Source organism: Pseudomonas sp. GL_135, from assembly GCF_057834665.1.
Genome location: NZ_CM174408.1, coordinates 61,419 through 85,516, shown reverse-complemented (window position 1 = coordinate 85,516; position 24,098 = coordinate 61,419). Strand labels below are relative to the sequence as shown.

Below are 24,098 nucleotides of genomic sequence, written 5' to 3'. Positions count from 1 at the left end.
GCGGGGCCAGAAACAACAAACCCCGGCCGGGGCCAGGGTTTGATGATTCACGCCAGACAGTGATTACTCGACCGTCGATTGACCCGCCGGCAGAGGGTCCTTGCCACGCCAGTGCGGCAGGGAGTTCCAGTAGCGCTCGCCCTTGGCGTCGTCGTACATGCCTTCCCAGCGCGAGATCACCAACACCGCAAGCGCGTTGCCGATCACGTTCAGCGCGGTGCGCGCCATGTCCATGATGCGGTCGACGCCAGCAATGAACGCCAGGCCTTCCAGCGGAATGCCCACGCTGCCCAAGGTTGCCAGCAGCACGACAAACGATACGCCCGGCACACCGGCGATGCCCTTGGACGTCACCATCAGGGTCAGCACCAGCATCAACTGCTGGCCGATCGACAGATCAATGCCGTACAGCTGAGCGATGAACAGCGCCGCGATGCTTTGGTACAGCGTCGAGCCGTCGAGGTTGAACGAGTAGCCGGTCGGCACCACGAAGCTGCTGATGGCTTTCGGCGCCCCGTACGCTTCCATCTTCTCGATCACGCGCGGCAGCACGGTTTCGGAACTGGCGGTGGAGTAGGCCAGCACCAGTTCGTCTTTGAAGATGCGCATCAGCTTGAGCACCGAGAAGCCAAACAGGCGCGCGATAAGTCCCAGCACCACGAAGGCAAAGAAGGCGATGGCGACGTACACCAGAATCACCAGCTTGGCCAACGGCAGCAGCGAGGCGAAGCCAAAGTTGGCAACAGTCACGGCGATCAGGGCGAACACGCCAATCGGCGCGTAATTCATGATCATGTGGGTGACCTTGAACATGGTCTCCGACACACCCTGGAAGACCTTCACCAGCGGGTCACGCACGTCGGCATTCAGGCTCGACAGACCCAGCCCGAAGAACACCGAGAAGAAGATGATCGGCAGCATGTCGCCACGGGCAACGGCCGCAAAGATGTTCGACGGGATGAGGTTGAGGATCGTCGCGACGAAGGCATGGTCATGCTGCACTTCGGAGGTCGTCTTTTCGTACTGCGAGATGTCCACCGTGCCCAGCGAGCTCATGTCGATGCCGGTGCCGGGATGGAAGACATTGGCCAGCAACAGGCCCACTACGATGGCAATCGTGGTGACGACTTCAAAATAGAGGATGGTCTTCAAACCGATGCGGCCCAGCTTCTTGGCGTCGCCGACGCCTGCGATGCCGACCACCAGGGAAGAGATCACAATCGGGATAACGATCATTTTGATCAGGCGGATGAAGATGTCGCCCGCTGGCTGCAGGATGTTGCTGATCCACCAGGCTTTCTCGGCGCTGAAGTGGTTCAGGACGGCGCCAATGGCGATACCCAGGACCAGGCCGATGAGGATCTGCCAGGCGAGGCTCAGTTTTGCCTTCTTCATGTCATTACCTTGTTGTCATTGCCGGGACATCCCCCAACCACACGTTCATCATTGCGCTTGCTAGCAAGCGTGATACCGCGGTCGCCGTCAGGACTGTCTCGTAAGTGGCCGCAGGCGAGCATCCGAGCTCTGAGCAGGCGAAAAAGGCGCAACTATTCCCACGGTGACTTGCATCGTCTAATGCCGTAAACGACTACCCTATGCCGAATCGGCATGATGCAAATCAATCACTTACAGTGAACCGCGCCAAAAAAGGGCGAATTCGCTCGACGCTCGAATGCTGAGAAGTGGCTAAAACGTCGCCTGTAGCGGATTTACGCAAGACGTGATGGCAGAGTGACAGATCGGTCATGGATGGCCGACAAGCCATTTGCACGGGGAATTTTTGGCGATATACGGTCGTAGGAAACGTAGAAGGGGATATGTAGGACTTTTGAGATGCAGAGACTTTGAAGAAAATAACGATCATTTGCGCCTCGCAAGTCCACTGCCGGATAAAGGTTGAAGCTCTATCGGACGATGGACTTGCAATGCGGCTTGCCTGACCCGGCCCACATGTGGGAGTACTCCCTGTACCCCTAGGACGCTTCAATCACTCCCTTGATCGCAACGCCCCGGCCCCTTAGTCATACGCGCACCGTCTTCGGGCTGCGCGCCTATCAGGAAGGTCTGTCAGGGACAGGTCTCCCATCATTCAAATCAGTACCAGTTAGGATCTTTCTTGAGCTGTTCTTTCAGAAGGCCTTGCATGCCTTCGTCCGGCTTGCCCAAAAACCGGTAATCCGCATGGCGCGTCGGGGATTTGTCTGCGGGAAGTCCCGCTGGCACTTCAACCAACATGGCGTACGCATGGGACCTGTCCAGACTAAACGCCACGATGAGTCGCTTGTTGCGGCAAGTGTCCTGGGTTTCGCAGAGCGGCCCTACAAGATACTTGTCACCGTCCTCAGTCACGGCGTTCATCTGCTCCGCGGCGCCGGACAGATTGATTACCCAATCGGGCAGTCGCTCTTCCTTCTTCACCACGCTCGACCACGTTTCGCGGTACTCAGCATTCGAACTTAAAAGCTCGTTCGCTCGAGACTGACCGTCGTTGGCCGCCATAGCTGAGACACTGGCGCTCCCCAGGAGCGCCAGTGTCAGTGCATGGAGATGCTTCAAGCCCATATTCAGCCTCGGCCACGACGGCCAAAGAAGAACGACACCACGAACATGACCAGGAAGACCACGAACAGGATCTTGGCAATGCCGGTAGCAGTACCTGCGATACCACCAAAACCAAGGACGGCTGCAACGATAGCGATGATCAAAAATGTGATTGCCCAGCTCAACATGGTGAATCTCCTTACTGTTTATTGATTTTTTGCTACGTCGAGGCGTCGGGATGACCCTCGGGGTAGATCGCGTCTTCGACCCGAAGGATCAGAAAACCCAGCTTTGCTGACGTGGCGCTTCATCAGGAGTAGCGGCCGCATCATCAACTTGCATGCTCAAGGCGACGTCCGAGGCTTTAAGCGCACTTGCCTTGGCAAAAGGTGCGGTGTGAGCGTGGGAGTAGTGAACCTGAGTCACTTTCTGATTCTGATTCCAGTGATTGAACTGCTGCACAACAATGAGCGTAATCATCAGCGCCAGACTGGCAAACAAGACCTGCTGCAAATGCAGAGGAGAGATACGCAGTTTGTTGGCGAGATGTTGAGCGTTCATTCAGCTGACTCCTGGCAATCTTGTCGGCCGTCTGTTCAGGCCTTTGTTATCAGGGATATTGCACGCTGTGTGCCAGCTTTTTGTGAACGATTTAATCCTTATAAATCAATGGGTTAGATAGACAATTCAGAAGTGTCGTACACGCAAGCTGCACGATTGAACATTTGTCATCGTGCGGAATGCACGAATGGGCGGACATCACCTTAGCGGCCGAATTCATTTCAGGTTCAAATACTGATCTGAAAACCCTGTCCGACCGCCAAGTAACGCTCTAGCCCGCGCTGCGCGCTGTAACGCGCAGGGTGTCGGCATCGACGCCTTTAACCCCGCGAATGTTGCGCGCGATCTCGACAGCCAGTTCCTTCTCGGCGTAGTTGGCCACCACACCGTCCAGCGTGACTACACCGTTCTTGGTGTCGACCTTGATGTTCAAGCCATCGAGGGTGCGGCTATATATAAGGCTGGATTTCACTTTGCTGGTGATCCATGCATCGCTGAATTCCTCGCGAACGGCATTAGCCTGAAGTTCGCTCTGCTCTTTGATGGCCTGTGTATCTCGCGCACTGACACTGATCAGGTTGTTAACCTCCGTGACGCCGTCCGTATTGGTGGCCAGGCTTCCGGCTAGCTGCTTGGCATCGGCGTCTTTCGCCTGCCCTTTGAGGGTGACGACACCCTGAGCGGCGCTGACATCGATGTTCAATGCCTCGGTCACGCTGTTCCACAGCAGCTTGGATTTGATGGTTGCGGTCAGCGTCGCGTCATCGAAACGCTGGGCCATAGTGGCTTTAGTGCCCGGATCGGCAGCGACCTGCGGGTCAATCTCAAGCTGGTTGTCGACCTTGTTGATCCCCTGTATGTCGCCCGCTATCTGCGACGCCAGATCCTTGTCGACCTGGTTCTCGACTTTTCCCTTGAGGATGGCAGTGCCTTGTTCCACGTCCACGCTGATCTTGAAAGGACTCAAATGCCGATTCAGGGCAAAAGCGGTCCAGATCGATCCCTCCTGGCGCGCTTCGGCCAGTTGGGTCGGCAGATCGGCGGCTGCGGCCTGGGCGATGACGGGGGTCAGTCCAAGCAGGCTGGCGGTGGTCATGGCCAGGGCGATCTTCTTCAACGGGGGCATGGGAATCTCCAGACAATTGCAAAAGGTACCTCTGGACAGACTGGTCTTTGGCCCAGATGTTCGGCGCGGCCTGATTTTGCTCACGCGAGGATTCGAGCCGACGGATAGGGCAAGTGAGCTGCCATGGATCAGCACACGACGGGTTTTTCAGAAGATCGCTACCATGCAGCGCAAAGAATCAATCAGAATGAACCATGCAACTTGCCCGATGTTTCCGGGACTAACACAGACTATTCATTGAGGAGCGTAGGAAAAATGGAAGCAGCCGCTGAGAATCAGGGCCGTATTCTGCTCGTGGATGATGAATCCGCCATCCTTCGCACCTTCCGTTACTGCCTGGAAGATGAAGGCTACAGCGTAGCCACCGCCAACAGCGCAGCGCAGGCAGAGGCGCTGTTGCAGCGTCAGGTATTCGACGTGTGTTTCCTGGATTTGCGTCTGGGTGAGGACAACGGGCTGGATGTTCTGGCGCAAATGCGCGTGCAGGCGCCGTGGATGCGAGTGGTAATTGTGACTGCGCACTCGGCGGTCGACACCGCAGTGGACGCGATTCAGGCCGGTGCAGCCGACTACCTGGTCAAGCCCTGTAGCCCGGATCAACTGCGCCTCGCCACCGCCAAGCAGCTCGAAGTCCGCCAATTGTCGGCGCGACTCGAAGCCCTTGAAGGCGAAGTACGCAAACCAAAAGACGGCCTGGATTCACACAGCCCGTCGATGATGGCGATTTTGGAAACAGCCCGCCAGGTTGCCAACACTGACGCGAACATCCTTATCCTCGGCGAATCCGGTACGGGTAAAGGTGAATTGGCGCGAGCGATTCACGGCTGGAGCAAGCGCGCCAAGAAGGCCTGCGTGACCATCAACTGCCCGTCGCTCACTGCCGAGCTGATGGAAAGCGAACTGTTCGGCCATAGCCGTGGCGCCTTCACCGGTGCCAGTGAAAGCACACTCGGTCGGGTGAATCAGGCAGACGGCGGTACGTTGTTCCTTGATGAAATCGGCGACTTCCCGCTCACGCTGCAGCCAAAACTGCTGCGCTTCATTCAGGACAAGGAATACGAACGCGTCGGTGACCCGGTCACCCGTCGCGCCGACGTGCGCATTCTGGCGGCGACCAACCTGAACCTCGAAGACATGGTCCGCGAAGGACGCTTCCGCGAGGACCTGCTGTATCGCCTGAACGTGATCACCCTGAACTTGCCGCCGCTGCGCGAACGAAGCGAAGACATCCTGACGCTCGCGGACCGCTTTCTGGCGCGCTTCGTCAAAGAGTACAGCCGCCCGGCGCGTGGCTTCAGCGAACAGGCGCGCAGTGCGCTGCTCAACTACCGCTGGCCCGGCAACATCCGTGAACTGCGTAACGTCATTGAGCGGGCGAGCATTATCTGCCCGCAGGAAAAAGTCGAAATCACGCATCTGGGTATGGCCGAACAACCGGTCAACAATGCCCCACGTGTGGGCGCAGCGCTGAGCCTTGACGAGCTGGAGAAAGCCCACATCGGCGCGGTACTGGCGACCAGCGATACGCTGGATCAGGCCGCACGCACGCTGGGCATCGACGCCTCCACGCTGTACCGAAAACGCAAGCAGTACAACCTGTGACAGGGCGCCGATGATGTTTGCGATGAAGTTGCGCACCCGACTCTTCCTGAGTATTTCCGCCCTAATCACCGTCGCCCTGCTGGGCTTGGTGCTGGGGCTTGTCAGCGTCATGCAGATGGCAAAATCTCAGGAGTCGTCGATTCGGCATAACTTCATCACCCTCGATATTGGCCTCAAGCTGCGACAGAATCTGGGCGACCAATTGGTCATGATGCTCCAGGACAATCCCGATCAGGTGGCGATCAAAGGCAATCAGGAAGCGTTCCAGAATCTGCTCGATCAGGGCATTGATCATGACCAGCAGACCGGCGTTCCGAGCGGGTTCGAAACGGCTCGGGTGAACTACGCCCGGTTCGTCAAAACCATCGAGCAATCCAGCGAACATGGTGAGGCGATCCGCGACGATGAGGCCGTGACAGAGGCGTTCAACACGTTGCGCAATGGCCTGCTCGACGCTCATCGGCAGGCGCTTGAAAACATCAGTCAGGCCGAGAGCGCCTCAAGGTCGCGAGCCCTCTGGGTTTCAGCACTGCTGGGGCTGGTGGGGCTGGCGGTGCTGGTTATCGGCTTCGTCACCGCCCACGGCATCGCCCGCCGTTTCGGCGGTCCCATCGAACAGTTGGCCAAGGCGGCGGACCGGATTGCTCAGGGGGATTTCGACGTAACGTTGCCCACGTCCTCATCGGACGAAATGAATTTGCTCACCCACCGCTTTGGCATGATGGCCGATGCGTTGCGCCAGCATCAGAAAACCAACGTCGATGAACTGCTCGCTGGCCAGCAGCGGTTGCAGGCAGTGCTGGACAGTATCGACGACGGTCTCTTGATGATTGATCGCCAAGGGCGGCTTGAACACCTGAACCCGGTCGCGCAACGGCAGTTGGGTTGGGAAGAAAGTCGCCTGGGCCAAGGGCTTGGCGAAGCATTGCAGCGCCCCGAGCTGGACGAGCAGCTGTATCTGGTATTGCGCGGCGGCACGCTGGAACGGGCACCTGATGACCTCTCCATCGAGATCGACGGCGAAGTCCGCCTGCTCACCTACAGCCTCACCCCGGTCAGCCACACCAAAGGGCACATCGTCGGCGCCGTGATGGTGCTGCATGACGTCACCGAGCAGCGGGCATTCGAACGCGTGCGCAGCGAGTTCGTGCTGCGCGCTTCTCACGAGTTGCGCACGCCTGTCACCGGCATGCACATGGCCTTCGGTCTGCTTCAGGAACGCGTGCATTTCCCGCCGGACTCGCGTGAAAAGGACCTGCTCGACACCGTCAACGAAGAAATGCAGCGCCTGATGCAGCTGATCAACGACCTGCTCAACTTCTCGCGGTATCAGAACGGACTGCAGAAGCTGACGCTGGAGCCCTGTGACATCAACGAGTTGCTCGAAGCGGCGCGCCAGCGCTTTGCCGACACCGCCCACGATCAGGACGTTATGGTGCTGCTGGAAACCCAAGAGCCACTGCCACGGGTGCAGGCCGACAAGGCGCAGCTCGACCGCGTGCTCGACAACTTGCTTGATAACGCCCTGCGCCACACCCCGAAATCCGGCCTGATCCGCTTGCAGGCGCGGCGTCATGGCGAGCGGTTGATCATCAGCGTGGAAGACAACGGCGAAGGCATTGCCTACGGCCAGCAAGCCCGGATCTTCGAGCCATTCGTGCAGGTCGGCCGCAAGAAAGGCGGTGCAGGCCTGGGGCTGGCCCTGTGCAAGGAGATCGTTCAATTGCACGGCGGGCGAATGGGCGTCTACTCCCGACCGGGGCAGGGCACGCAGTTCTATATGGCCCTGCCACTCTAGAACAGCACTGGTGCGCTACGCGACATCATCCGCACGCCGCCCGGCGCTGCGTCTGCCGCCGGTCACCAGTTCAGTGAACTTGGTCGCGCTCAGCGGCCGGGCGAACAGCCAGCCCTGGCCGTAAATCACCCCTTCGCTTTTCAGCAGCATCGCCTGCGACTCAAACTCGATGCCTTCGGCGATCACCCGCAGTTGCAGCGCATGAGCCATGCGAATGATATGCGGCGCCACGCCACTGCTGGCGGCATCGTGACCGAGGGCGTCAATGAAAGCCTTGTCGATTTTCAGACAATCCACCGGCAGCGTCTGCAGGTACGCCAGGCTGCAGTAACCGGTGCCGAAGTCATCAATCAGCACTTGATGGCCCCGATCTCGCAGCGCCTGGAGATGATTGCGCGCGACCACTACGTCCACGAGGCCGCGCTCAGTGACCTCGAACGCAATCTGCCGAGGCGCGACGCGGTGCAATGCCAGCAGCTTGGCGGTCACTCGACCGATGCGTGGGGCCATGACATCGCACGCTGCCAGATTGACCGACACGTACAGGTGCGGATTGGCGCGTAACAGATGGCCCAACTGTTCAAGCAACTGCTGAAGCACGAAATCAGTGATCTGGCGGATCTGCCCGGTGTTTTCCGCCAACGGAATGAAAAGGTCAGGGCTGGTCAGTGTGCCGTCCGGTCGTCGCCAGCGCACCAGGGCCTCAGCCCCCACGCACAGCCGGGTATTGAGGTCGAAAATGGGCTGATACAAAACCTTCAACTCGCCCCGACGCAGGGCTCCGTGCAGCTCGCCGCCCAGGGACAGACGCTGACGCACCAGTTGCAGGACAAGAATTCCGAGGCACAGCGAGATCAGCAGGCTGGCCGGGACCAGCAACCACCATGCGCCGGTGACCTTCTGTTGCAAACCACTGCGCGGCGTGATCAGGACCAATTGGTATTCCGGGCTCTGAGTCGGCATCCGGTAGACCAGTTTGTCCTGAGTGGTCATCAGCGTTTCGGTGGAGGTCGGCGACCAGTCGGGGGTAGGCGGCCATGTTTGAGGCGGGCCCAGGACCGGGACTGCTTTGGACCCGCGATCCAGCACCACTACCAGGCTGCCGCCCGCCGGCAGGTCGACAACATCCGTCAGGTGACCGCGGGAGGTGGATACACGAAACTCCCCGCGCCCGAGCATCAATGAAGCGAGGTTGTCGTCAGGCTGGGTGGAGGTGTTGAGCCAGTAATCGTAAGTAGGGCCGCGAATGTCCGGTGGCCTCGGCTTGCCTATCAGGCTCTGGCGCGTCCAGCTGGAGCAGAACTGGCCTTCATTGATGTAAGCCACTTCATAGATAAAACGGTAGCGTGAGTTCACCTGACGCAACTGCTCGATCATCTCTGGGCTGCAGCCACGCAAGGGCTGCGCTTCAAGCTGATCGAGCCCGGCCCTCAACTGGCTGAACAACTGCTCCAGTCGCACCAGAAAGCGCTCGCCCTGTGCATTCATCTGCGCACGTTCGTCCTGCCGGGCCTGATGCATCGCCAGCCCAAAGCTGCCCGCCAGCAAGACGGCCGCGCTTAACAGCGCGGCCACTAATGCCAGAATCCATGGACGGTAGAGAAAAGAGCGCAGTCGCGGCGTCGCCGTGAGCATCGACAGTCATCCAGGTGGTGGGATTGCGTAACCACTGAGGTATAGCAACAAGCGCAGAAATAGTCTGGAAAAAACTGACAATTAGTGGAATTTAGTGCCTTAAGTTAAGCACTTGCAGCATCGCTGCACTTTGCAGGTCCGGCTCACCGTCAAATTTTTGTGGTCGAAAATGCATTTGGAACGCAGCCAGCGTGTGACGTGTTGCGATGTCCAGCTCTCCGGTCTGGGGTGTCGAATAACCCAGCAGCGCCAGTTGTTGCTGGAACCACACAATATTCGGCACGACGCCCATCAACTGGGTTTGACGTTGTGCAACCTGCTGCTCATCCGGCCAGATTCCCAGGCCTTCCTGAGCCAGCCGCTTCCACGGGAACAACGGCCCCGGATCAAGTTTGCGCAGGGGCGCGATATCACTGTGGCCAATGACGTGGCGCGGTTCGATATGATTGCGTTTGACGATGTCTTTGAGCAGGACGATCAGCGCCTGAATCTGCGCCTCGCTGTAGGGATACCAGAGCCGACCCGTCGGCGTGTCACGGTAGCCCGGATTGACGATCTCGATGCCGATGCTGCTTGAGTTGAGCCAGGTGCGCCCGTCCCATTCGCTTTCACCGGCGTGCCACGCGCGTTGGGACTCGTCGACCAGCTTGTAGGTGGTGGCCGGGCCGTCGCCGATCAGGTAGTGCGCGCTCACTTCACCGTGGGTCAGCAGCTCCAGTGACCGGTCGAGGGAGGCGGAGGTGTAATGAACCACCACAAACTGCACACGGCTGTCGAAATTCACAGAAGGGTGGCTGGTGTCGATCTTCGGACCGCTGCTACAAGCGCTTAGCAGCAACAGCAGAAATAGGGCACAAATAGACTTCATGGCGGCACGACGTGTAGGCAAATAATGCAACAGTGTAACGTAACGCCCGTTGCGCATTCAAAAATGCATCATGCCCACGCTGCCAACCAGACGAAACGTTCAGCCCTGCTCGATGCGGTTTCGCCCCTCATGCTTGGCGCGATACAGCGCCTGATCCGCGCGTTTGAGCACAACGTCGCTGCGCTCCCCCGGAGCGAACCGCGTGATACCCGTGGACACCGTGACCGTGACAGGCTCGCCCTTGAAGTGAAACGGGCACTGTTCGATGCCCTCGCGCAGACGCTCCAGCAGCGCCAACCCCTCATCCATCGGCGTGGTCGGAAGCAGAATCACGAACTCTTCGCCGCCAAATCGCGCAATGAAGTCAGAAGCCCGCAAGCGCTTTCGCAGCTGCCCGGCGATGATCTTCAGAACCTTGTCACCCGCCAGGTGGCCATAGCCGTCGTTAATGCGCTTGAAGTGATCCAGGTCGAGAATGCCGAGCAGCAGGCTTGAGCGCTTACGCTGCAACTGGTCGATCTCATGCTCCAGCCGCTCGTTCCACGCCGCGCGGTTGGGCAGGCCTGTCAGCGTATCGATGAGTGCCTTTTGTCGTTGCTCTTCCAGATGAACCCGGAAGCCCAGCGCCTCCTGCTCCATCGTGGCCACGCGGCTGGAAAGGGCTTGCAGGCGGGTGGCGACTTCCTGTTCGCGCTGATCGCGTTGCTGCTGATGATGATCCATGGTGCCAATCAGCCCTTCGAGACGGCTTTCCAGCACGTGCTTCAGGCTGTCCAGATCGGACGCCTGCTGCACACTGGTTTGCAGGTCGCCAACATGTTCGCGCAATTGATGGTCCAGTTGCCGCGATGCCGATTGCTGATCGGCATGGTTTTCGCTGGCTGCCAGCAAGCCACTCTGAAACGACTCAAGGCGCTCATTGAGCTGCTTGAGATAGGCCTCAAACTCATGCTGTCCGCTGTCATTGACGGCGAGCATCAGCACGGCGAGATCGTCGAGGATCGGCAACAGTTCGTACCAGTTCAGCCCATGCTCAAGCCGGACGCGCATGGCTTCGGCTTGCGGACGATGGTGTTCGGGCAGCGTCAGCTCATCGAGAAGCCCTAGCAGGGTTTCTTCGATGTGGGCGGCAACGGAGCTGTAACTGGGCTCGGGCGAAGAGGGCAGTGCATAGGGGCTGTCTTCTTCTGCAGCGGTCTCGTCAGGCGCATTGTCTTCAGCGACCATCTCGGTGTCGTCGGCAATAACAACTGCTTCAGCAGTCTCTTGATGATCCGGAGCGGGGGCTTCAGCCGCAGGCTCGGATGCTTCGTCGTGAGAAGACTCGTCGGCGGAGGCCTGTGGCACGTGACCGGTGTGGAGCGGCGCCTCGGGTTCTTCGTCTGGCTGGGCCGGCTCTGGCTCTGGCTCTGGCTCTGGCTTGGACTCGGGCATTACCGGCTGGACTGCAACGTCGGAGTGGGGCGTCGGGATGGAGCGCTCGGGCTCTTCGGCGACAGGCTGGGGAACGGGCGGGACGGTGCTGCGAAGTTCTGCCTCCAGCTCGGTGTTCTCAGGGACAGCTTCGGGCACGGCGGCTGAGTGCTGAAGCGCTTCATCAGAAGCTTGAATCCCGCCCGGCTCGCTAACTGAGTGGGGCACATCACCCTCGCCGTCAGCCTCACGGTGACTGCCGAACAATCGCTGGAGAAAACCCGGGCGCGACGCTTCATCCGGGTGTTCGATCTGCGACAGCGCCTGCCCTTGAAGTCCGCTCAACTCACTTAATAGCAGCGGCAGCTCACGGGCTTGAGTGATGCGATCTTCAAGACTCTTGGCGAATCGCTTGAGCGGCTTGCTGACGTCTTTGGGCAGCGGCAACGCCTGCAACTGCGCGACCAGCGACGTCAACGCCGTGCCCATTTGCTCGACGCGCTGTTCGCGACGCTGTTCGGAGTCCAGCACCGCCTTTTCAAGGCGCGGAATCAGAGCGGCAAGGCCTGCGTCCATGTCGTCCTTGCGAACGATTTCGCGCATTTCCTTCATGCACGCGTCAACCGCCTTGTCGGCGCCTTCGGCCGCCAGGCTGCTGCGCACAAGGCCTCGACGCAGCAAGTCGAGCCGCGCGTTCCAGCGCCGCTCCAGTTTGTCTTGCTGCTCGATGCTCTTGAGGTACTTTTCTTTCCAGCGCTGCGCTTCGTCGGTCATTCCACAGGTCCGCGAGGAGATGTGCTTGTTATCGGCAGCGAGTCACCGATTAATGAGGCCGGCAAGCGAATCTCCACCGCGACGGGCAGATGATCGGAAATGGGATGAGCGAGCACCTGCACTTTTTCAAGGGTCAGGGTCGGGCTCAGGAGGATGTGGTCCAGGCATCGCTGCGGACGCCAGCTGGGGAAAGTGGCCTCGACCTGCGGTGCAAGCAGGCCGAGATCTCGCAGCGGCGAGGTTTGCAGCAGGTCATTGGCGTGGGTGTTCATGTCGCCCATCAGCACCTGATGGCGATAGCCGCCAATCAGCTCGCGAATGTAGGCAAGCTGTCGCGTGCGAGTGCGTGCGCCCAGTGCCAGGTGCATGACCACCACCACCAGCGCGTCCGGACCTTCGCCGAAGCGAACGAGAATAGCGCCACGCCCGGCCGGACCTGGCAGCGGATGATCTTCGATGTCCCACGGGCGCAAGCGGCTGAGCACGCCATTGCTGTGCTGGGCGAGGCGTCCGAGGTTGCGATTGAGTTGCTGATGCCAGTACGGAAACGAACCGAGCTGGGCAAGGTGTTCAACCTGGTTGATATAGCCCGAGCGCATACTGCCGCCATCGGCTTCCTGCAAGGCGACCAGATCATAGTCGCGCAGCAGATCGCCGATCTTCTGAAGATTCCCGGCTCTGCCATTGTGGGGCAGCAGATGCTGCCAACCCCTGGTCAGGTAATGCCGGTAGCGTTCGGTGCTGTTGCCGACCTGGATATTGAAGCTGAGCAGGCGAAGCCGACCGTCGGCCGGCAGGCCTGTCTCGTGAAGATGATGCTCGTTGACCTTCGGCGTGTGCCGGGCAACGACCCGTTCAGTAGCTCCCCAGCGCGCCATGGTCAGCGCTTACTTGGCGGTCAGCGTTGCGCGTTCTTTGGCGATCAACTGATCGGCCACCTGTAACGCCTGCTCGGGACCACCAGCAGTGCCGAGGTCAAAGCGATACTTGCCGTTGACGATCATGGTTGGGACGCCAGTAATCTCGTACTTCTTGGCCAGTTCCTTGTACTGAGCGATCTTGCCCTTCACAGCGAACGAATTGAAGGTTTCAAGGAACTTGGTCTTGTCAACGCCCTGGGTGGCGACGAATTCGGCCATGTCATTCGGGTCAGTCAGACGCTTGCCGCCTTTTTGAATGGCGTCGAACACGGCGGTGTGGACCTTCTTCTCTACGCCCATGGTGTCGAGGGTAATGAATAGCTGGCCGTGAGCGTCCCAAGGGCCGCCGAACATGGCGGGAACGCGGATGAAGTGGACGTCAGCGGGAAGTTTTTCGACCCATGGATTGATGACCGGCTCGAAGGCGTAGCAGTGCGGGCAGCCATACCAGAACATTTCGACGACTTCGATCTTGCCCGGCTCGGAAACAGGAACAGCGCTTTTCAGCTCAACGTATTGCTTGCCGGCTTCGATGGGCTCTGCTGCTTGAGCGGTCAGACCGAACAGGCTGGTAAAAATCAGAGCGGCGCTGAGAATCAGATTACGCATGCTTAACTCCTGGGCATGGAAGGTCACTTCGGTGGCCGCAGTTCGACCGGCCGAGGTGATATGAGTTCGCAAGTGTAACGCCTGCGGCCACAAAAAAGCGCAGCCGTTCGCTACCCTTTTTGGCCCGTCCGGGCAGCTCTGTCGGCATTTGTTTTACCAACCGTGTCCGTCAGTATCGCGGTCCCGACGCTCAATGGAGGCCTTGAATGTAAGCCGCGAGCGCTTCGATATCCTTGTTGCTCAGTTTCGCGGCAATGGTGCGCATGACCCGCGTGTCGCCGTCGTTGCTGCGATCACCTTCGCGGAACGCCGTGAGCTGTTTCTTGATGTAGTCGGCGTGCTGCCCACTCAGGTGCGGAAAACCTGCCGTTGCAATCCCCGCACCGTCTGGAGAGTGGCAGCCGGTGCAGGCAGGCATGCCCTGATCGAGCTTGCCAAAGCGAAACAGCGCTTCACCAAGCGCGACGAGATCGGGATCGGCAGTGCCGACGCTGCCTTTCTGGCCGGCGTAATAAGCGGCGATGTCGGCCAAGTCCTGATCGGTGAGCGGATTGAGCACGCCAGTCATTTCCAACACAACCCGTTTGCCGTCCTTGATGTCGTGCAGTTGGTTGAGCAGATAGCGCTCACCCTGGCTGGCGAGCTTCGGGAAAACGGGGACCAGGCTATTGCCGTCAGGGCCATGGCAAGCGCCGCAAACCGCTGTTTTCGCCTGGCCGGCGACCGGATCGCCCGCTGGCGAGTCAGCGGCCTGCACGAGGCCATTGAGGCTCAGGGTCAACAGCAGGCTCGACAGAAATGCGTTCATGGGTTGATCCGATGCGGCTGAAAGTGCGGCCCTCATGATGGGCTGTCTTGAGAGGAAGCGGCCTGTTTTTGGACGTTTCAGTGCACAGGCCAGGCGGGTTCTCGCGTCGGCAACACCCTTGCGGGGGCAGGACAAGGCACACATGAAAATCCGCGGCATTATATACTCGCGCCCATTGAACGGAAAAAGACACCCCGTTGCCGCGCACGTCGCAACGCCCTCACCGGATATCCCATGCAACTCAAGAACCCTATTCTCGGCCTGTGCCAACAAGCCAAGTTCATGCTCAGCGCTGCCAAAGTCGACCAATGCCCGGATGACGAAGGCTTTGAAGTCGCATTCGCCGGCCGCTCCAACGCCGGTAAATCCAGCGCGCTGAACACCCTGACTCACGCCAGCCTGGCGCGCACGTCAAAAACCCCCGGCCGTACCCAGTTGCTGAACTTTTTCAGCCTGGACGACGACCGCCGTCTGGTCGACTTGCCCGGCTACGGTTACGCGAAGGTGCCGATCCCGCTGAAGCTGCACTGGCAGCGCCACCTCGAAGCCTACCTGGGCGGCCGTGAAAGTCTGAAGGGCTTGATCCTGATGATGGACATCCGCCACCCGATGACTGACTTCGACCTTCTGATGCTTGACTGGGCGATCGCCAGCGGTATGCCGATGCATATTCTGCTGACCAAAGCCGACAAGCTGACCTTTGGCGCGGCGAAAAACACGCTGCTCAAAGTCCATTCGGAAATACATCGCGGTTGGGGTGACGCAATCACCATCCAGCTGTTCTCGGCACCCAAGCGCATGGGCCTGGAAGAGGCTTACACCGTGCTGGCCGACTGGATGGAACTGGAAGACAAGGCACCGGCGACCTGAATCGCAGGCAAAAAAAACCCCGGACTTCATGTGGGGAGGGGAAGTTCGGGGTACAAGTCCAGACCTCTCGGGAGGGGTCCGGATATCTGCCAACACTTAACACAACATAGGAGCATGAATGGCTACGTCAGCCATTCGCAAACTCAGACCGGGTTTTGTCCGCCGAAGTTCAAAACCGGCGGAAATTTAATGGGATAGCGGTTCCGATCCTGCGCAGAATCGGAACGTCAAGGTTGTTAATGGGCCTCGTCCCAGTTGTTCCCGACACCCACTTCGACCAGCAGCGGAACATCCAGCTCGGCCGCGCCGCTCATGTGCACGCGGATGTCTTTGCTGATCTGCTCGACCAGATCTTCACGCACCTCCAGCACCAGTTCATCGTGAACCTGCAGGATGACGCGAGCATCCAGACCTGACGCATCCAGCCAGCCGTTCACCGCCACCATCGCCCGCTTGATGATGTCAGCCGCCGTACCTTGCATCGGCGCGTTGATCGCCATGCGTTCGGCACCTTTGCGCAGCGCCTGGTTCTTCGCGTTGATGTCCGGCAGGTACAGGCGACGGCCGAAGATGGTCTCGACGTATCCTTGTTCTGCCGCCTGAGCGCGGGTGCGCTCCATGTAATCCAGCACACCGGGATAGCGCGCGAAATAGCGATCCACGTACGCCTGGGACTGCTTGCGATCGACACCAATTTGCTTGGCCAGCCCGAACGCGCTCATGCCGTAAATCAGCCCGAAATTGATCGCCTTGGCGCTGCGGCGCATGTCGTTGGTCACGTCCGGCAGTTCGACACCAAATACCTCGCCCGCGGTCGCCCGATGCACATCCAGGTCGTTGCGGAAGGCATGCAGCAAACCTTCGTCCTTGGCCAGATGCGCCATGATCCGCAGCTCGATCTGCGAGTAGTCCGCCGCCAGCAGCTTGTAGCCTTGAGGGGCGACAAACGCCTGACGAATGCGACGGCCCTCGGCGGTGCGGATGGGTATGTTCTGCAGGTTCGGGTCGCTGGAGGACAGACGGCCGGTCACCGCCACCGCCTGATGATAGGAGGTGTGAATTCGCCCGGTGCGCGGGTTTATCTGCTCCGGGAGGCGATCGGTGTACGTGCTCTTCAGTTTGCTCATCGAGCGGTACTGCATCAGCACTTTCGGCAGCGGATATTCTTGCTCGGCCAGTTCCGCGAGCACCGCTTCAGCCGTGGACGGCTGGCCGGTGGCGGTCTTGCTGATAATCGGCATGCCGAGCTTTTCGTAGAGAATCACCCCGAGCTGCTTGGGCGAGCCGAGATTGAACTCCTCACCGGCGATGGCGAACGCTTCGCGCTCAAGCTCGGTCATCTTGTTGCCCAGCTCGACGCTCTGATTGCCGAGCAGGTTGGCATCGACCAGCGCGCCTTGACGCTCGATGCGCGCCAGTACGGGCATAAGCGGCATTTCAATGTCGTTGAGCACAGGGGCCAGACTCGGCGTCTTGGCCAGCCTGTCCTGCAGCACCTCGTGCAGGCGCAGCGTCAGGTCAGCCTCTTCAGCCGCATAGGTGCCGGCCTGCTCCAGCGCGATCTGGTCGAAACTCAGCTGTTTCGCACCCTTGCCCGCGATGTCCTGGAAATTGACCGGCGTGTGGTCCAGGTACTTGGCGACCAGGCTGTCACGGTCGTGACGCGTCGCAGTGGAGTCGAGCACGTAGGATTCGAGCATCGTGTCGAACTTGATGCCCTGCACGTTGATGCCTTGGCTCTGGTCGCCATCGATGGCGCAGTTGGCCAGCAGGTTAATCGCGAACTTGGCGTGCTGGCCGACCTTGATTTTGCTCGCGTCCTCCAGCATGGGCTTGACCGCTTTCAGCACCGCTTCGCGGTCCAGTTGCCGCTGCACGCCCATATAGGAATGGGTGAGCGGGATATAACAAGCTTCGTGGGTCTTGATCGCAAACGACAGGCCGACGATCTGCGCGCGCTGGGCGTCAGTGCCGTTGCTCTGCACCACGAAGGCGAATAGTGGCGCGGCTTCGAGCTTTTTCAGCCAGTCATCGAACTGGGTCTGCTCAAGAATGAGCTCGTACTTGGCCTCGATGATCGGCGCCGGCTCGGCAGCAGGGACGACTTCAGCACCTTCCTGGCGGGCGTCACGCTGCAGATCGGTGATCCAGCTCTTGAATTCCAGCTCGGTGTACAGCGCCATCAGCGCTTCACGATCAGGCTCGCCGCAGTGCAGAGCGTCGAGTTCGATGTCCAGCGGTACGTCGATCTTGATGGTCGCCAGCTCGTAGGACAGGAATGCCATCTCCTTGTGTTCTTCGAGCTTGGCTGGCAGGGATTTGGCGCCCCGAAGCGGCAGCGTTGCCACTTTGTCGAGGTTCGCGTAAAGCTCTTTCAGGCCACCGTTGATGCCCACCAGCAGGCCCGCTGCGGTTTTCTCACCGACACCCGGGACACCGGGGATGTTGTCGACTTTGTCGCCCATCAACGCGAGGTAATCGATGATGTGTTCCGGGCCGACGCCGAACTTCTCTTTCACGCCGGCGACGTCCAGCACGCTGCCGGTCATGGTGTTGACTAGGGTGATGTGGCCATCGACCAGCTGCGCCATGTCTTTGTCACCGGTGGAGATAACCACCGGACGATCCGCGGCCGCGCTGCTGCGCGCCAATGTGCCGATCACGTCATCGGCCTCAACGCCTTCAACGCACAACAGTGGGTAGCCGAGGCCTCGCACGCAGTTGTGCAAGAAGTCGATTTGCACCCGCATGTCGTCCGGCATGCTGGGGCGGTTGGCTTTGTACTCGCCGTACAGCGCGTCGCGGAACGTTCCGCCCTTGGCATCGAAAACCACGGCAAACGGGCTTTCGGGATATTGCCTGCGCAGGCTTTTGAGCATGTTCAGCACGCCCTTGACCGCACCGGTGGGCAGGCCTTTGGAGGTCATGAGCGGCGGCAGCGCATGGAACGCGCGGTAAAGATAAGAAGAACCGTCCACCAGGACGAGGGGCGCAAGACTCATGTGCAAGATCAACCTTTTCGGCGGGGTCGGCGCTAGAATACGCGGACCGTTGACGACAAAGGCACAAGGTTATCATGCGCGCGCTGAATCGCCTGTTACTGCTCGGCGGGTTGATTGCCTGTCCGTGGCTGGCGGTCGCGGCGGATGACGAAGCGCCATCGGCAGAGCCTGATGTGACCATCCGTCAGGACAGCGACGGCTTCATCAAGGAGTATCGTGCGAACGGATTCGTGTACGCCGTAAAGATCACGCCCAAACACGGCAAGCCTTATTATCTGGTGCGCGCCGACGGCACAAGTGGTCAATTCATCCGTTCGGATCAACCGGACATGCTGATACCCCAATGGGTACTATTCAGCTGGTAACGCCCTACATTCACTCTCTTGCTGGCAGTCTTCTATGTCCGTTTTTACTCCCCTGGCTCGGCCCGAGCTGGAAGCTTTTCTCGCCCCGTACGGGCTTGGCGCCCTGCGTGATTTTCAGGGCATCGCCGCTGGAAGTGAAAACACCAATTTCTTCGTCAGCCTTGAGCAAGGCGAGTTCGTGCTGACTCTGGTCGAGCGCGGCCCGGTTCAGGAGATGCCGTTTTTCATTGAATTGCTGGATGTCCTCCACGACGCCAATCTGCCTGTGCCCTACGCACTGCGCACCACCGACGGCCAGGCCCTGCGCGAGCTGAAAGGCAAGCCGGCGCTGCTGCAACCGCGCCTGTCCGGCAAGCACCCGGCTGAGCCCAATACTCAGCACTGCGTGCAGATCGGCGAATTCATGGCGCACATGCACATGGCCACGCGCAGCGAGACTATCGAGCGCAAAACCGACCGTGGTCTGGACTGGATGCTGGAGGAGGGCGGTAATTTCATCTCCCACCTGGACGAAACGCAGGGCGCGCTGCTGACCAAAGCCGTTGAGGAAATTCAGCGTCGCAAGGCTGCTATCATGGCGCTGCCGCGGGCCAATCTGCACGCCGACCTGTTCCGCGACAACACGCTGTTCGAAGGCACTCACCTGACGGGCGTGATCGATTTCTACAATGCCTGTTCCGGGCCGATGCTGTACGACGTGGCGATTGCCGTGAATGACTGGTGCTCGTTTGAGGATGGCACCATCGATGGGCCGCGAGCCCGGGCGTTTCTGGGTGCCTATGCCGCGCTGAGGCCGTTCACCGCCGCCGAAGCCGAGCTGTGGTCGACGATGCTGCGCGTGGGTTGCGTGCGCTTCTGGCTGTCACGCCTGATCGCCGCCGAAACCTTCGCCGGGCAGGACGTGCTGATCCATGATCCGGACGAATTCCGCAAACGCCTGGAACAGCGGCAGGAAACCCACATTCCGTTGCCGTTCGCGTTGTAAAAGTCGAGAAGCAAGGTTGGAGCGCCACCCCATTTACTCCCACACATCACCGTCCATGTGGGAGTGAGCTTGCTCACGAAGGCATTGGTCCAGAGCTTACAAACCTTCCAGACACCCCGCCAGATCATCCGCCAGCTTGCTCAGCAATTGCTCATAACCCTGGGCGGTGGCGGGTGTGTAGCCGCCCAACCCGTCAAGCTCGGCCAGCTTGACCGGCAGACCTGCACTCAACGTGTCGGCCAGACGCGGGCGAAGGGGGGGCTCGCTGAACACGCAGGTCTTGCCGAATTCGGTCAACCGCGCGCGCATGGCGGCGACGTGCTGAGCACCCGGCTGAACCTCGCTGCTGACGGCAAACACGCCGGCATGCCTCAACCCATACGCCTCTTCGAAATAATCAAACGCCTCGTGGAACACGAAATACTGCTTGCTCGAAATCCCGGCGACCCGCTGTTTGATTTTGGCGTCCAGCGCGTCAAGGCGTGCGTCGAAGGCTTGAACGTTGCTCTCGTAACGCGCCGCATTGGCCGGATCGGCCTGGCTCAAGTCAGCGGCCATCTTCGCCGCAATCACCCGCGCATTGATTGACGACAGCCACAAATGCGCATCGACGCTGCCCGGGCGGTGGTCGTGATCATGCTCGTCTTCGTCATCATCGTGGTGCTCGGCGCTGGCCGTGAAGTGACGCAGGTGCATACCCGGCAACGACTCAACCGGGACAGAAGACTTACTGCGCCCGGACAGCACGCGGGGCAGGAATGTCTCCATGTTCGGGCCGATCCAGTAGAGCAGATCGGCTTCCTGCACGCGCCGTACGTCGGACGGTCGCAGCGCATAGTTGTGAGGGGAAGCGCCCGGCGGGAGCAGGACTTCCGGCACCGCGATTCCGTCCTGCACAGCCGCGGCGATCAGCTGCAGCGGCTTGATGCTGGTCAAAACGCGGACGTTGGCATCGGCGGCAGTGACGGTTGAAAAACCAGTAATAAATACGACAAAAAGTAAAAAAAGTCGGGACACGATAACCACTCATGGGGGCAGGAACGGGTAACATAATAACGTCTCTCTCAAAGGCCGTCGCCGCTCATGTCTAAAACACCCCTGGCCAGTCGCCCCCACGATCACTCCCACTGCGTGCACAGTGCGCTCACTGAAGCCGACACGCTGTGCGCGGGCAAAGGCCTGCGGCTGACCGCCCTGCGTCGTCGCGTGCTGGAACTGGTCTGGCAGAGCCACAAGCCGCTGGGCGCCTATGACATCCTCGCCGTGCTCAGCGAAGAAGACGGCCGCCGCGCCGCACCGCCTACCGTGTACCGCGCGCTGGACTTCCTGTTGGAAAACGGCCTGGTGCACCGCATCGCATCGTTGAACGCCTTCGCCGGTTGCAACCACCCTACCCACGCGCATCAGGGCCAGTTCCTGATCTGCCGCGAGTGCCATGCCGCGATCGAGTTGCAGCACGCCACCATCAGCGCCGCCATCGTCGACGCTGCCAACGAGGTCGGCTTTGACGTTGAAGCCCAGACCGTCGAAGTCGTTGGTGTGTGTGCCGGATGCAAGGCCGCCTGATGAGCGATGCACTGATCCGCCTGAAGGACGTTAGCGTGACCCGCGCCGGCCAGAGCGTGCTGGAACATATCCAGCTGAGCGTCAGTTCAGGTGAAATCGTTACTCTGATCGGCCCCAACGGGGCGGGCAAGACCACGCTGGTGCGCGCCGTGCTCGGGCTGCTCAAGGCTGACTCGGGCGAAATCTGGCGCAAGCCGAAGCTGCGTGTTGGTTATATGCCGCAGAAGCTGCACATTGATGCCACGCTGCCGTTGTCGGTCCTGCGTTTCCTGCGTCTGGTGCCCGGCGTCGATCGCGATACCGCACGGGCGGCGCTGGTCGAGGTCGGCGCCGAAAAGGTCATCGACAGCCCGCTGCAAGGGATTTCCGGTGGCGAGATGCAGCGCGTGTTGCTGGCGCGAGCGCTGTTGCGCAAGCCGGAGCTGCTGGTGCTCGACGAGCCGGTGCAGGGCGTTGACGTGGCCGGGCAGGCCGAGCTGTACGCGCTGATCACTCAGCTGCGCAACCGGCATCAGTGCGGCGTGCTGATGGTTTCCCATGACCTGCATCTGGTCATGAGCACCACCGATCAGGTGGTCTGCCTCAATCGCCACGTGTGCTGCTCCGGTCACCCCGAGCAGGTCAGCAACGATCCTGCCTTCGTGGAGCTGTTCGGCCTGAACGCGCCGAGCCTGGCGATCTATCACCACCATCACGATCATGCGCACGACCTGCATGGCGAAGTCTGCCAGCCGGCGCCCGTCCACGATCACGTTCATACCCACAATCACGACCACGGGGACAGCTGCAAGCATGGCTGATTTTCTTCTTTACGCCTTGCTCGCAGGCCTTGCGTTAGCGGTAGTGGCAGGCCCTTTGGGGTCTTTCGTGGTCTGGCGGCGCATGGCTTATTTTGGCGACACGCTGTCGCACGCCGCGTTGCTCGGCGTGGCGCTGGGCTTTCTGCTGGACATCAGCCCGACGATCGCCGTGACCGTGGGCTGCCTGCTGCTCGCAGTGTTGCTGGTAACCCTGCAGCAACGTCAACCGCTGGCGTCCGACACGTTGCTGGGGATTCTCGCGCCAAGCACATTGTCGTTGGGTTTGGTGGTGCTGAGCTTCATGCGGGACGTGCGCATTGATTTGATGGGCTATCTGTTCGGCGACCTGCTGGCCATCAGCCCGAACGATCTGGCGTGGATCCTCGCAGGCAGCGCGTTGGTGCTGGTGTTGATCTGCGCGCTGTGGCGGCCGCTGCTGGCGATCACTGTGCATGAAGAGCTGGCGACGGTCGAAGGACTGCCGGTGGCAACGCTGCGGATGACGTTGATGCTGCTGATCGCCGTGGTCATCGCGGTGGCCATGAAGATCGTCGGCGTGTTGCTGATCACCTCGTTGCTGATCATTCCCGCCGCTGCGGCACAACGTCACGCCCGTTCGCCGGAGCAAATGGCCCTGGGTGCGAGCATCATTGGCGTCATCGCGGTATGCGCGGGGTTGGCGTTGTCCTGGTTCAAAGACACCCCTGCAGGCCCGTCCATCGTGGTCGCGGCGGCGGCGCTGTTTCTGCTCAGCTTCCTTTTGCCCAAGCGGTAGAACCTTGGGTGGCGGGTAGAGTCATACTCCGCAATAATCTAATGGCGGCAATGTGCAATGACTCTTTGCCCGCCTACCGATAGTGATCAGTTATTTTCGGGGCAAGCCACTTGTGTGTAGACTTGCTCGTTTTTTGCGCAAATAGAGAATCGCAGGAATGAAGCCGTTCGCATCCCGTTATCTGCTGCTTGCTGCATTTTCCGTTCTGTTGAGCGCTTGCCAGAGCAAGCCCGTCGACCAGCCCGCGCCTGTGGCTGTACCCGATGCCTATCAGCAGCTGGAACAGAACATTGCCAGCAGCGAGTTGGCCACCGCGGAAGATCAACTCGCCGCGCTGCAAGGCAAATCCCCGGACGATCCTCGACTCGAGCAATACCAGCGCCAATTGGCTGAGGCTTATTTGAGTCGCAGCCAGATCGTGCTGCAAAAGGGCGACATGAACGCTGCCGCCACCGCGCTCAGCCGTGCTCGTGCCCTGATGCCAAAGGCTCCGGCGCTGACCAGTGGCGTCAACGGTGCCATCGCCCACGCCCGTAAAGCCGAGCTGGAAAAGGCGGAAGCCGATCTGCGGGCTGCCGAAGCCAAGCGCAAGGCGAAGGTAATCGACCCGAGCGCCGAGAGCACAACCATCGAGCTGAAGCTTGGAGACATGAAGCAGCTACGCCGGCAGCTGAGTGACATCGCTGAAGACGTGACAGCCTTCAACTGCGACGTCATCGTGCAAGTGCCACGCACCGACGACTACCCTTGGCTGGCGACCTTGCTGACCAAGCGTGTCACGAAGATCAACCCGGATTTCGAGCTGCAGATGCAGCGTGAAATCGAGCGCACCGAGCCTGCGAAGATCGTGCTGAAACCCGCTCAGCTCTGATCGATTTTTGATCAAAAGAAAAGGCGTTGCCCTCGCGGGTAACGCCTTTTTTTGCGCTTGCTTGCCTCCCTTCCCACGGGAAAGTCGCGGGATCGACTGCGCAAGAAGTTGCGCAGTCGATTGTGAGTTCCGGGATGCTTTCTGCGCTGTAAGCCATGTCTTCTGTGGCCTGCAGGCGAGTGTGCAAGAAGTTGCGCAGGGGTGCGCAA

General features: G+C 60.0%; 22 protein-coding genes and 1 pseudogene. 10 read left to right on the top strand and 13 right to left on the bottom strand.

Annotated elements, in window-relative coordinates:
- Positions 1-63: 63 nt before the first annotated feature.
- The 5 genes from gltP to AC3ISG_RS00375 all read right to left on the bottom strand — a co-directional run bounded on the left by gltP (position 64) and on the right by AC3ISG_RS00375 (position 4,228).
- Entirely contained in the window at positions 64-1,395 is a 1,332-nt protein-coding gene (gltP, locus tag AC3ISG_RS00395) for a glutamate/aspartate:proton symporter GltP (RefSeq protein ID WP_489298267.1), read from the bottom strand.
- Between the two features lie 699 nt (positions 1,396-2,094).
- Positions 2,095-2,562 (bottom strand): inhibitor of vertebrate lysozyme family protein, encoded by a 468-nt coding sequence (locus AC3ISG_RS00390; RefSeq protein ID WP_489298266.1) that lies wholly within the window; start codon positions 2,560-2,562, stop codon positions 2,095-2,097.
- 2 nt (positions 2,563-2,564) lie between these two features.
- On the bottom strand, positions 2,565-2,729 hold the full coding sequence (locus AC3ISG_RS00385) for a DUF1328 domain-containing protein (protein ID WP_002555679.1): 165 nt from the start codon (positions 2,727-2,729) through the stop codon (positions 2,565-2,567).
- A gap of 88 nt (positions 2,730-2,817) precedes the next feature.
- Complete coding sequence (locus tag AC3ISG_RS00380) at positions 2,818-3,102, bottom strand: hypothetical protein (protein WP_489298265.1); 285 nt, start codon at positions 3,100-3,102, stop codon at positions 2,818-2,820.
- A 271-nt stretch (positions 3,103-3,373) separates the two neighbouring features.
- A complete protein-coding gene (locus AC3ISG_RS00375; RefSeq protein ID WP_122623680.1) occupies positions 3,374-4,228 on the bottom strand; it encodes a BON domain-containing protein in 855 nt (284 codons plus the stop codon).
- 255 nt (positions 4,229-4,483) lie between these two features.
- Between AC3ISG_RS00375 and algB the strand changes: the two genes are divergently transcribed.
- The 3 genes and pseudogenes from algB to AC3ISG_RS00360 all read left to right on the top strand — a co-directional run bounded on the left by algB (position 4,484) and on the right by AC3ISG_RS00360 (position 7,628).
- Entirely contained in the window at positions 4,484-5,830 is a 1,347-nt protein-coding gene (gene algB, locus AC3ISG_RS00370) for a sigma-54-dependent response regulator transcription factor AlgB (protein WP_037017110.1), read from the top strand.
- Between the two features lie 10 nt (positions 5,831-5,840).
- Positions 5,841-7,242, top strand: a pseudogene (locus AC3ISG_RS00365) (KinB sensor domain-containing domain); the annotation flags it as partial.
- A 20-nt stretch (positions 7,243-7,262) separates the two neighbouring features.
- Positions 7,263-7,628: a sensor histidine kinase gene (locus tag AC3ISG_RS00360; RefSeq protein WP_407073261.1), complete on the top strand. Its 366-nt coding sequence runs from the start codon at positions 7,263-7,265 to the stop codon at positions 7,626-7,628.
- 15 nt (positions 7,629-7,643) lie between these two features.
- On the opposite strand, the gene AC3ISG_RS00355 is transcribed toward AC3ISG_RS00360, so the two are convergent.
- The 6 genes from AC3ISG_RS00355 to AC3ISG_RS00330 all read right to left on the bottom strand — a co-directional run bounded on the left by AC3ISG_RS00355 (position 7,644) and on the right by AC3ISG_RS00330 (position 14,655).
- Positions 7,644-9,263 (bottom strand): EAL domain-containing protein, encoded by a 1,620-nt coding sequence (locus AC3ISG_RS00355; protein ID WP_122534321.1) that lies wholly within the window; start codon positions 9,261-9,263, stop codon positions 7,644-7,646.
- Between the two features lie 91 nt (positions 9,264-9,354).
- Positions 9,355-10,131, bottom strand: coding sequence for an N-acetylmuramoyl-L-alanine amidase (locus AC3ISG_RS00350; RefSeq protein ID WP_272635241.1), 777 nt, complete (start codon positions 10,129-10,131; stop codon positions 9,355-9,357).
- Between the two features lie 99 nt (positions 10,132-10,230).
- The gene (locus AC3ISG_RS00345; RefSeq protein WP_489298264.1) at positions 10,231-12,318 is read right to left on the bottom strand and encodes a GGDEF domain-containing protein; all 2,088 of its coding nucleotides are present in this window, start codon (positions 12,316-12,318) and stop codon (positions 10,231-10,233) included.
- Positions 12,315-13,196 carry an endonuclease/exonuclease/phosphatase family protein gene (locus AC3ISG_RS00340; protein ID WP_489298263.1) on the bottom strand — a complete coding sequence of 294 codons (882 nt, stop codon included), beginning with the start codon at positions 13,194-13,196 and terminating at the stop codon, positions 12,315-12,317. The genes AC3ISG_RS00345 and AC3ISG_RS00340 overlap by 4 nt, the downstream gene beginning before the upstream one ends.
- 9 nt (positions 13,197-13,205) lie before the next feature.
- Positions 13,206-13,847 carry a thiol:disulfide interchange protein DsbA/DsbL gene (locus AC3ISG_RS00335; protein WP_108121293.1) on the bottom strand — a complete coding sequence of 214 codons (642 nt, stop codon included), beginning with the start codon at positions 13,845-13,847 and terminating at the stop codon, positions 13,206-13,208.
- 190 nt (positions 13,848-14,037) lie between these two features.
- The gene (locus tag AC3ISG_RS00330) at positions 14,038-14,655 is read right to left on the bottom strand and encodes a c-type cytochrome (protein WP_489298262.1); all 618 of its coding nucleotides are present in this window, start codon (positions 14,653-14,655) and stop codon (positions 14,038-14,040) included.
- Between the two features lie 234 nt (positions 14,656-14,889).
- Here AC3ISG_RS00330 and yihA point away from each other — a divergent pair, with 234 nt between their 5' ends.
- Positions 14,890-15,525, top strand: a complete 636-nt coding sequence (gene yihA, locus AC3ISG_RS00325; protein ID WP_489298261.1) for a ribosome biogenesis GTP-binding protein YihA/YsxC — start codon at positions 14,890-14,892, stop codon at positions 15,523-15,525.
- 236 nt (positions 15,526-15,761) lie between these two features.
- On the opposite strand, the gene polA is transcribed toward yihA, so the two are convergent.
- Positions 15,762-18,527 (bottom strand): DNA polymerase I, encoded by a 2,766-nt coding sequence (polA, locus tag AC3ISG_RS00320; protein WP_489298260.1) that lies wholly within the window; start codon positions 18,525-18,527, stop codon positions 15,762-15,764.
- Between the two features lie 74 nt (positions 18,528-18,601).
- On the opposite strand from polA, the gene AC3ISG_RS00315 reads away from it, so the two are divergent.
- Together AC3ISG_RS00315 and AC3ISG_RS00310 are read left to right on the top strand one after the other, a co-directional pair.
- Complete coding sequence (locus AC3ISG_RS00315; RefSeq protein ID WP_065987944.1) at positions 18,602-18,892, top strand: DUF2782 domain-containing protein; 291 nt, start codon at positions 18,602-18,604, stop codon at positions 18,890-18,892.
- 34 nt (positions 18,893-18,926) lie between these two features.
- Complete coding sequence (locus tag AC3ISG_RS00310) at positions 18,927-19,877, top strand: homoserine kinase (protein ID WP_489298259.1); 951 nt, start codon at positions 18,927-18,929, stop codon at positions 19,875-19,877.
- A 96-nt stretch (positions 19,878-19,973) separates the two neighbouring features.
- Here AC3ISG_RS00310 and AC3ISG_RS00305 read toward each other — a convergent pair whose 3' ends face one another.
- On the bottom strand, positions 19,974-20,903 hold the full coding sequence (locus AC3ISG_RS00305) for a zinc ABC transporter substrate-binding protein (RefSeq protein WP_489298258.1): 930 nt from the start codon (positions 20,901-20,903) through the stop codon (positions 19,974-19,976).
- A gap of 57 nt (positions 20,904-20,960) precedes the next feature.
- On the opposite strand from AC3ISG_RS00305, the gene AC3ISG_RS00300 reads away from it, so the two are divergent.
- From AC3ISG_RS00300 to AC3ISG_RS00285, 4 genes are all read left to right on the top strand, one after another.
- Positions 20,961-21,443 carry a Fur family transcriptional regulator gene (locus AC3ISG_RS00300; RefSeq protein ID WP_122534313.1) on the top strand — a complete coding sequence of 161 codons (483 nt, stop codon included), beginning with the start codon at positions 20,961-20,963 and terminating at the stop codon, positions 21,441-21,443.
- Entirely contained in the window at positions 21,443-22,243 is an 801-nt protein-coding gene (gene znuC, locus AC3ISG_RS00295; protein WP_122534312.1) for a zinc ABC transporter ATP-binding protein ZnuC, read from the top strand. The genes AC3ISG_RS00300 and znuC overlap by 1 nt, the downstream gene beginning before the upstream one ends.
- Entirely contained in the window at positions 22,236-23,018 is a 783-nt protein-coding gene (gene znuB, locus AC3ISG_RS00290; protein ID WP_489298257.1) for a zinc ABC transporter permease subunit ZnuB, read from the top strand. The genes znuC and znuB overlap by 8 nt, the downstream gene beginning before the upstream one ends.
- A 157-nt stretch (positions 23,019-23,175) precedes the next feature.
- The gene (locus AC3ISG_RS00285) at positions 23,176-23,889 is read left to right on the top strand and encodes a PA5502 family lipoprotein (protein ID WP_489298256.1); all 714 of its coding nucleotides are present in this window, start codon (positions 23,176-23,178) and stop codon (positions 23,887-23,889) included.
- Positions 23,890-24,098: the final 209 nt, after the last annotated feature.

Coding starts and splice junctions, on each gene's coding strand:
- AC3ISG_RS00390 (WP_489298266.1), bottom strand. CDS start 2,562: ATGGGCTTGAAGCATCTCCATGCACTGACACTGGCGCTCCTGGGGAGC.
- AC3ISG_RS00355 (WP_122534321.1), bottom strand. CDS start 9,263: ATGCTCACGGCGACGCCGCGACTGCGCTCTTTTCTCTACCGTCCATGG.
- AC3ISG_RS00335 (WP_108121293.1), bottom strand. CDS start 13,847: ATGCGTAATCTGATTCTCAGCGCCGCTCTGATTTTTACCAGCCTGTTC.
- AC3ISG_RS00350 (WP_272635241.1), bottom strand. CDS start 10,131: ATGAAGTCTATTTGTGCCCTATTTCTGCTGTTGCTGCTAAGCGCTTGT.
- polA (WP_489298260.1), bottom strand. CDS start 18,527: ATGAGTCTTGCGCCCCTCGTCCTGGTGGACGGTTCTTCTTATCTTTAC.
- AC3ISG_RS00315 (WP_065987944.1), top strand. CDS start 18,602: ATGCGCGCGCTGAATCGCCTGTTACTGCTCGGCGGGTTGATTGCCTGT.
- AC3ISG_RS00330 (WP_489298262.1), bottom strand. CDS start 14,655: ATGAACGCATTTCTGTCGAGCCTGCTGTTGACCCTGAGCCTCAATGGC.
- znuC (WP_122534312.1), top strand. CDS start 21,443: ATGAGCGATGCACTGATCCGCCTGAAGGACGTTAGCGTGACCCGCGCC.
- AC3ISG_RS00360 (WP_407073261.1), top strand. CDS start 7,263: ATGGTGCTGCTGGAAACCCAAGAGCCACTGCCACGGGTGCAGGCCGAC.
- AC3ISG_RS00310 (WP_489298259.1), top strand. CDS start 18,927: ATGTCCGTTTTTACTCCCCTGGCTCGGCCCGAGCTGGAAGCTTTTCTC.
- AC3ISG_RS00300 (WP_122534313.1), top strand. CDS start 20,961: ATGTCTAAAACACCCCTGGCCAGTCGCCCCCACGATCACTCCCACTGC.
- AC3ISG_RS00340 (WP_489298263.1), bottom strand. CDS start 13,196: ATGGCGCGCTGGGGAGCTACTGAACGGGTCGTTGCCCGGCACACGCCG.
- yihA (WP_489298261.1), top strand. CDS start 14,890: ATGCAACTCAAGAACCCTATTCTCGGCCTGTGCCAACAAGCCAAGTTC.
- AC3ISG_RS00345 (WP_489298264.1), bottom strand. CDS start 12,318: ATGACCGACGAAGCGCAGCGCTGGAAAGAAAAGTACCTCAAGAGCATC.
- AC3ISG_RS00385 (WP_002555679.1), bottom strand. CDS start 2,729: ATGTTGAGCTGGGCAATCACATTTTTGATCATCGCTATCGTTGCAGCC.
- algB (WP_037017110.1), top strand. CDS start 4,484: ATGGAAGCAGCCGCTGAGAATCAGGGCCGTATTCTGCTCGTGGATGAT.
- AC3ISG_RS00285 (WP_489298256.1), top strand. CDS start 23,176: ATGAAGCCGTTCGCATCCCGTTATCTGCTGCTTGCTGCATTTTCCGTT.
- AC3ISG_RS00375 (WP_122623680.1), bottom strand. CDS start 4,228: ATGCCCCCGTTGAAGAAGATCGCCCTGGCCATGACCACCGCCAGCCTG.
- znuB (WP_489298257.1), top strand. CDS start 22,236: ATGGCTGATTTTCTTCTTTACGCCTTGCTCGCAGGCCTTGCGTTAGCG.
- AC3ISG_RS00380 (WP_489298265.1), bottom strand. CDS start 3,102: ATGAACGCTCAACATCTCGCCAACAAACTGCGTATCTCTCCTCTGCAT.
- gltP (WP_489298267.1), bottom strand. CDS start 1,395: ATGAAGAAGGCAAAACTGAGCCTCGCCTGGCAGATCCTCATCGGCCTG.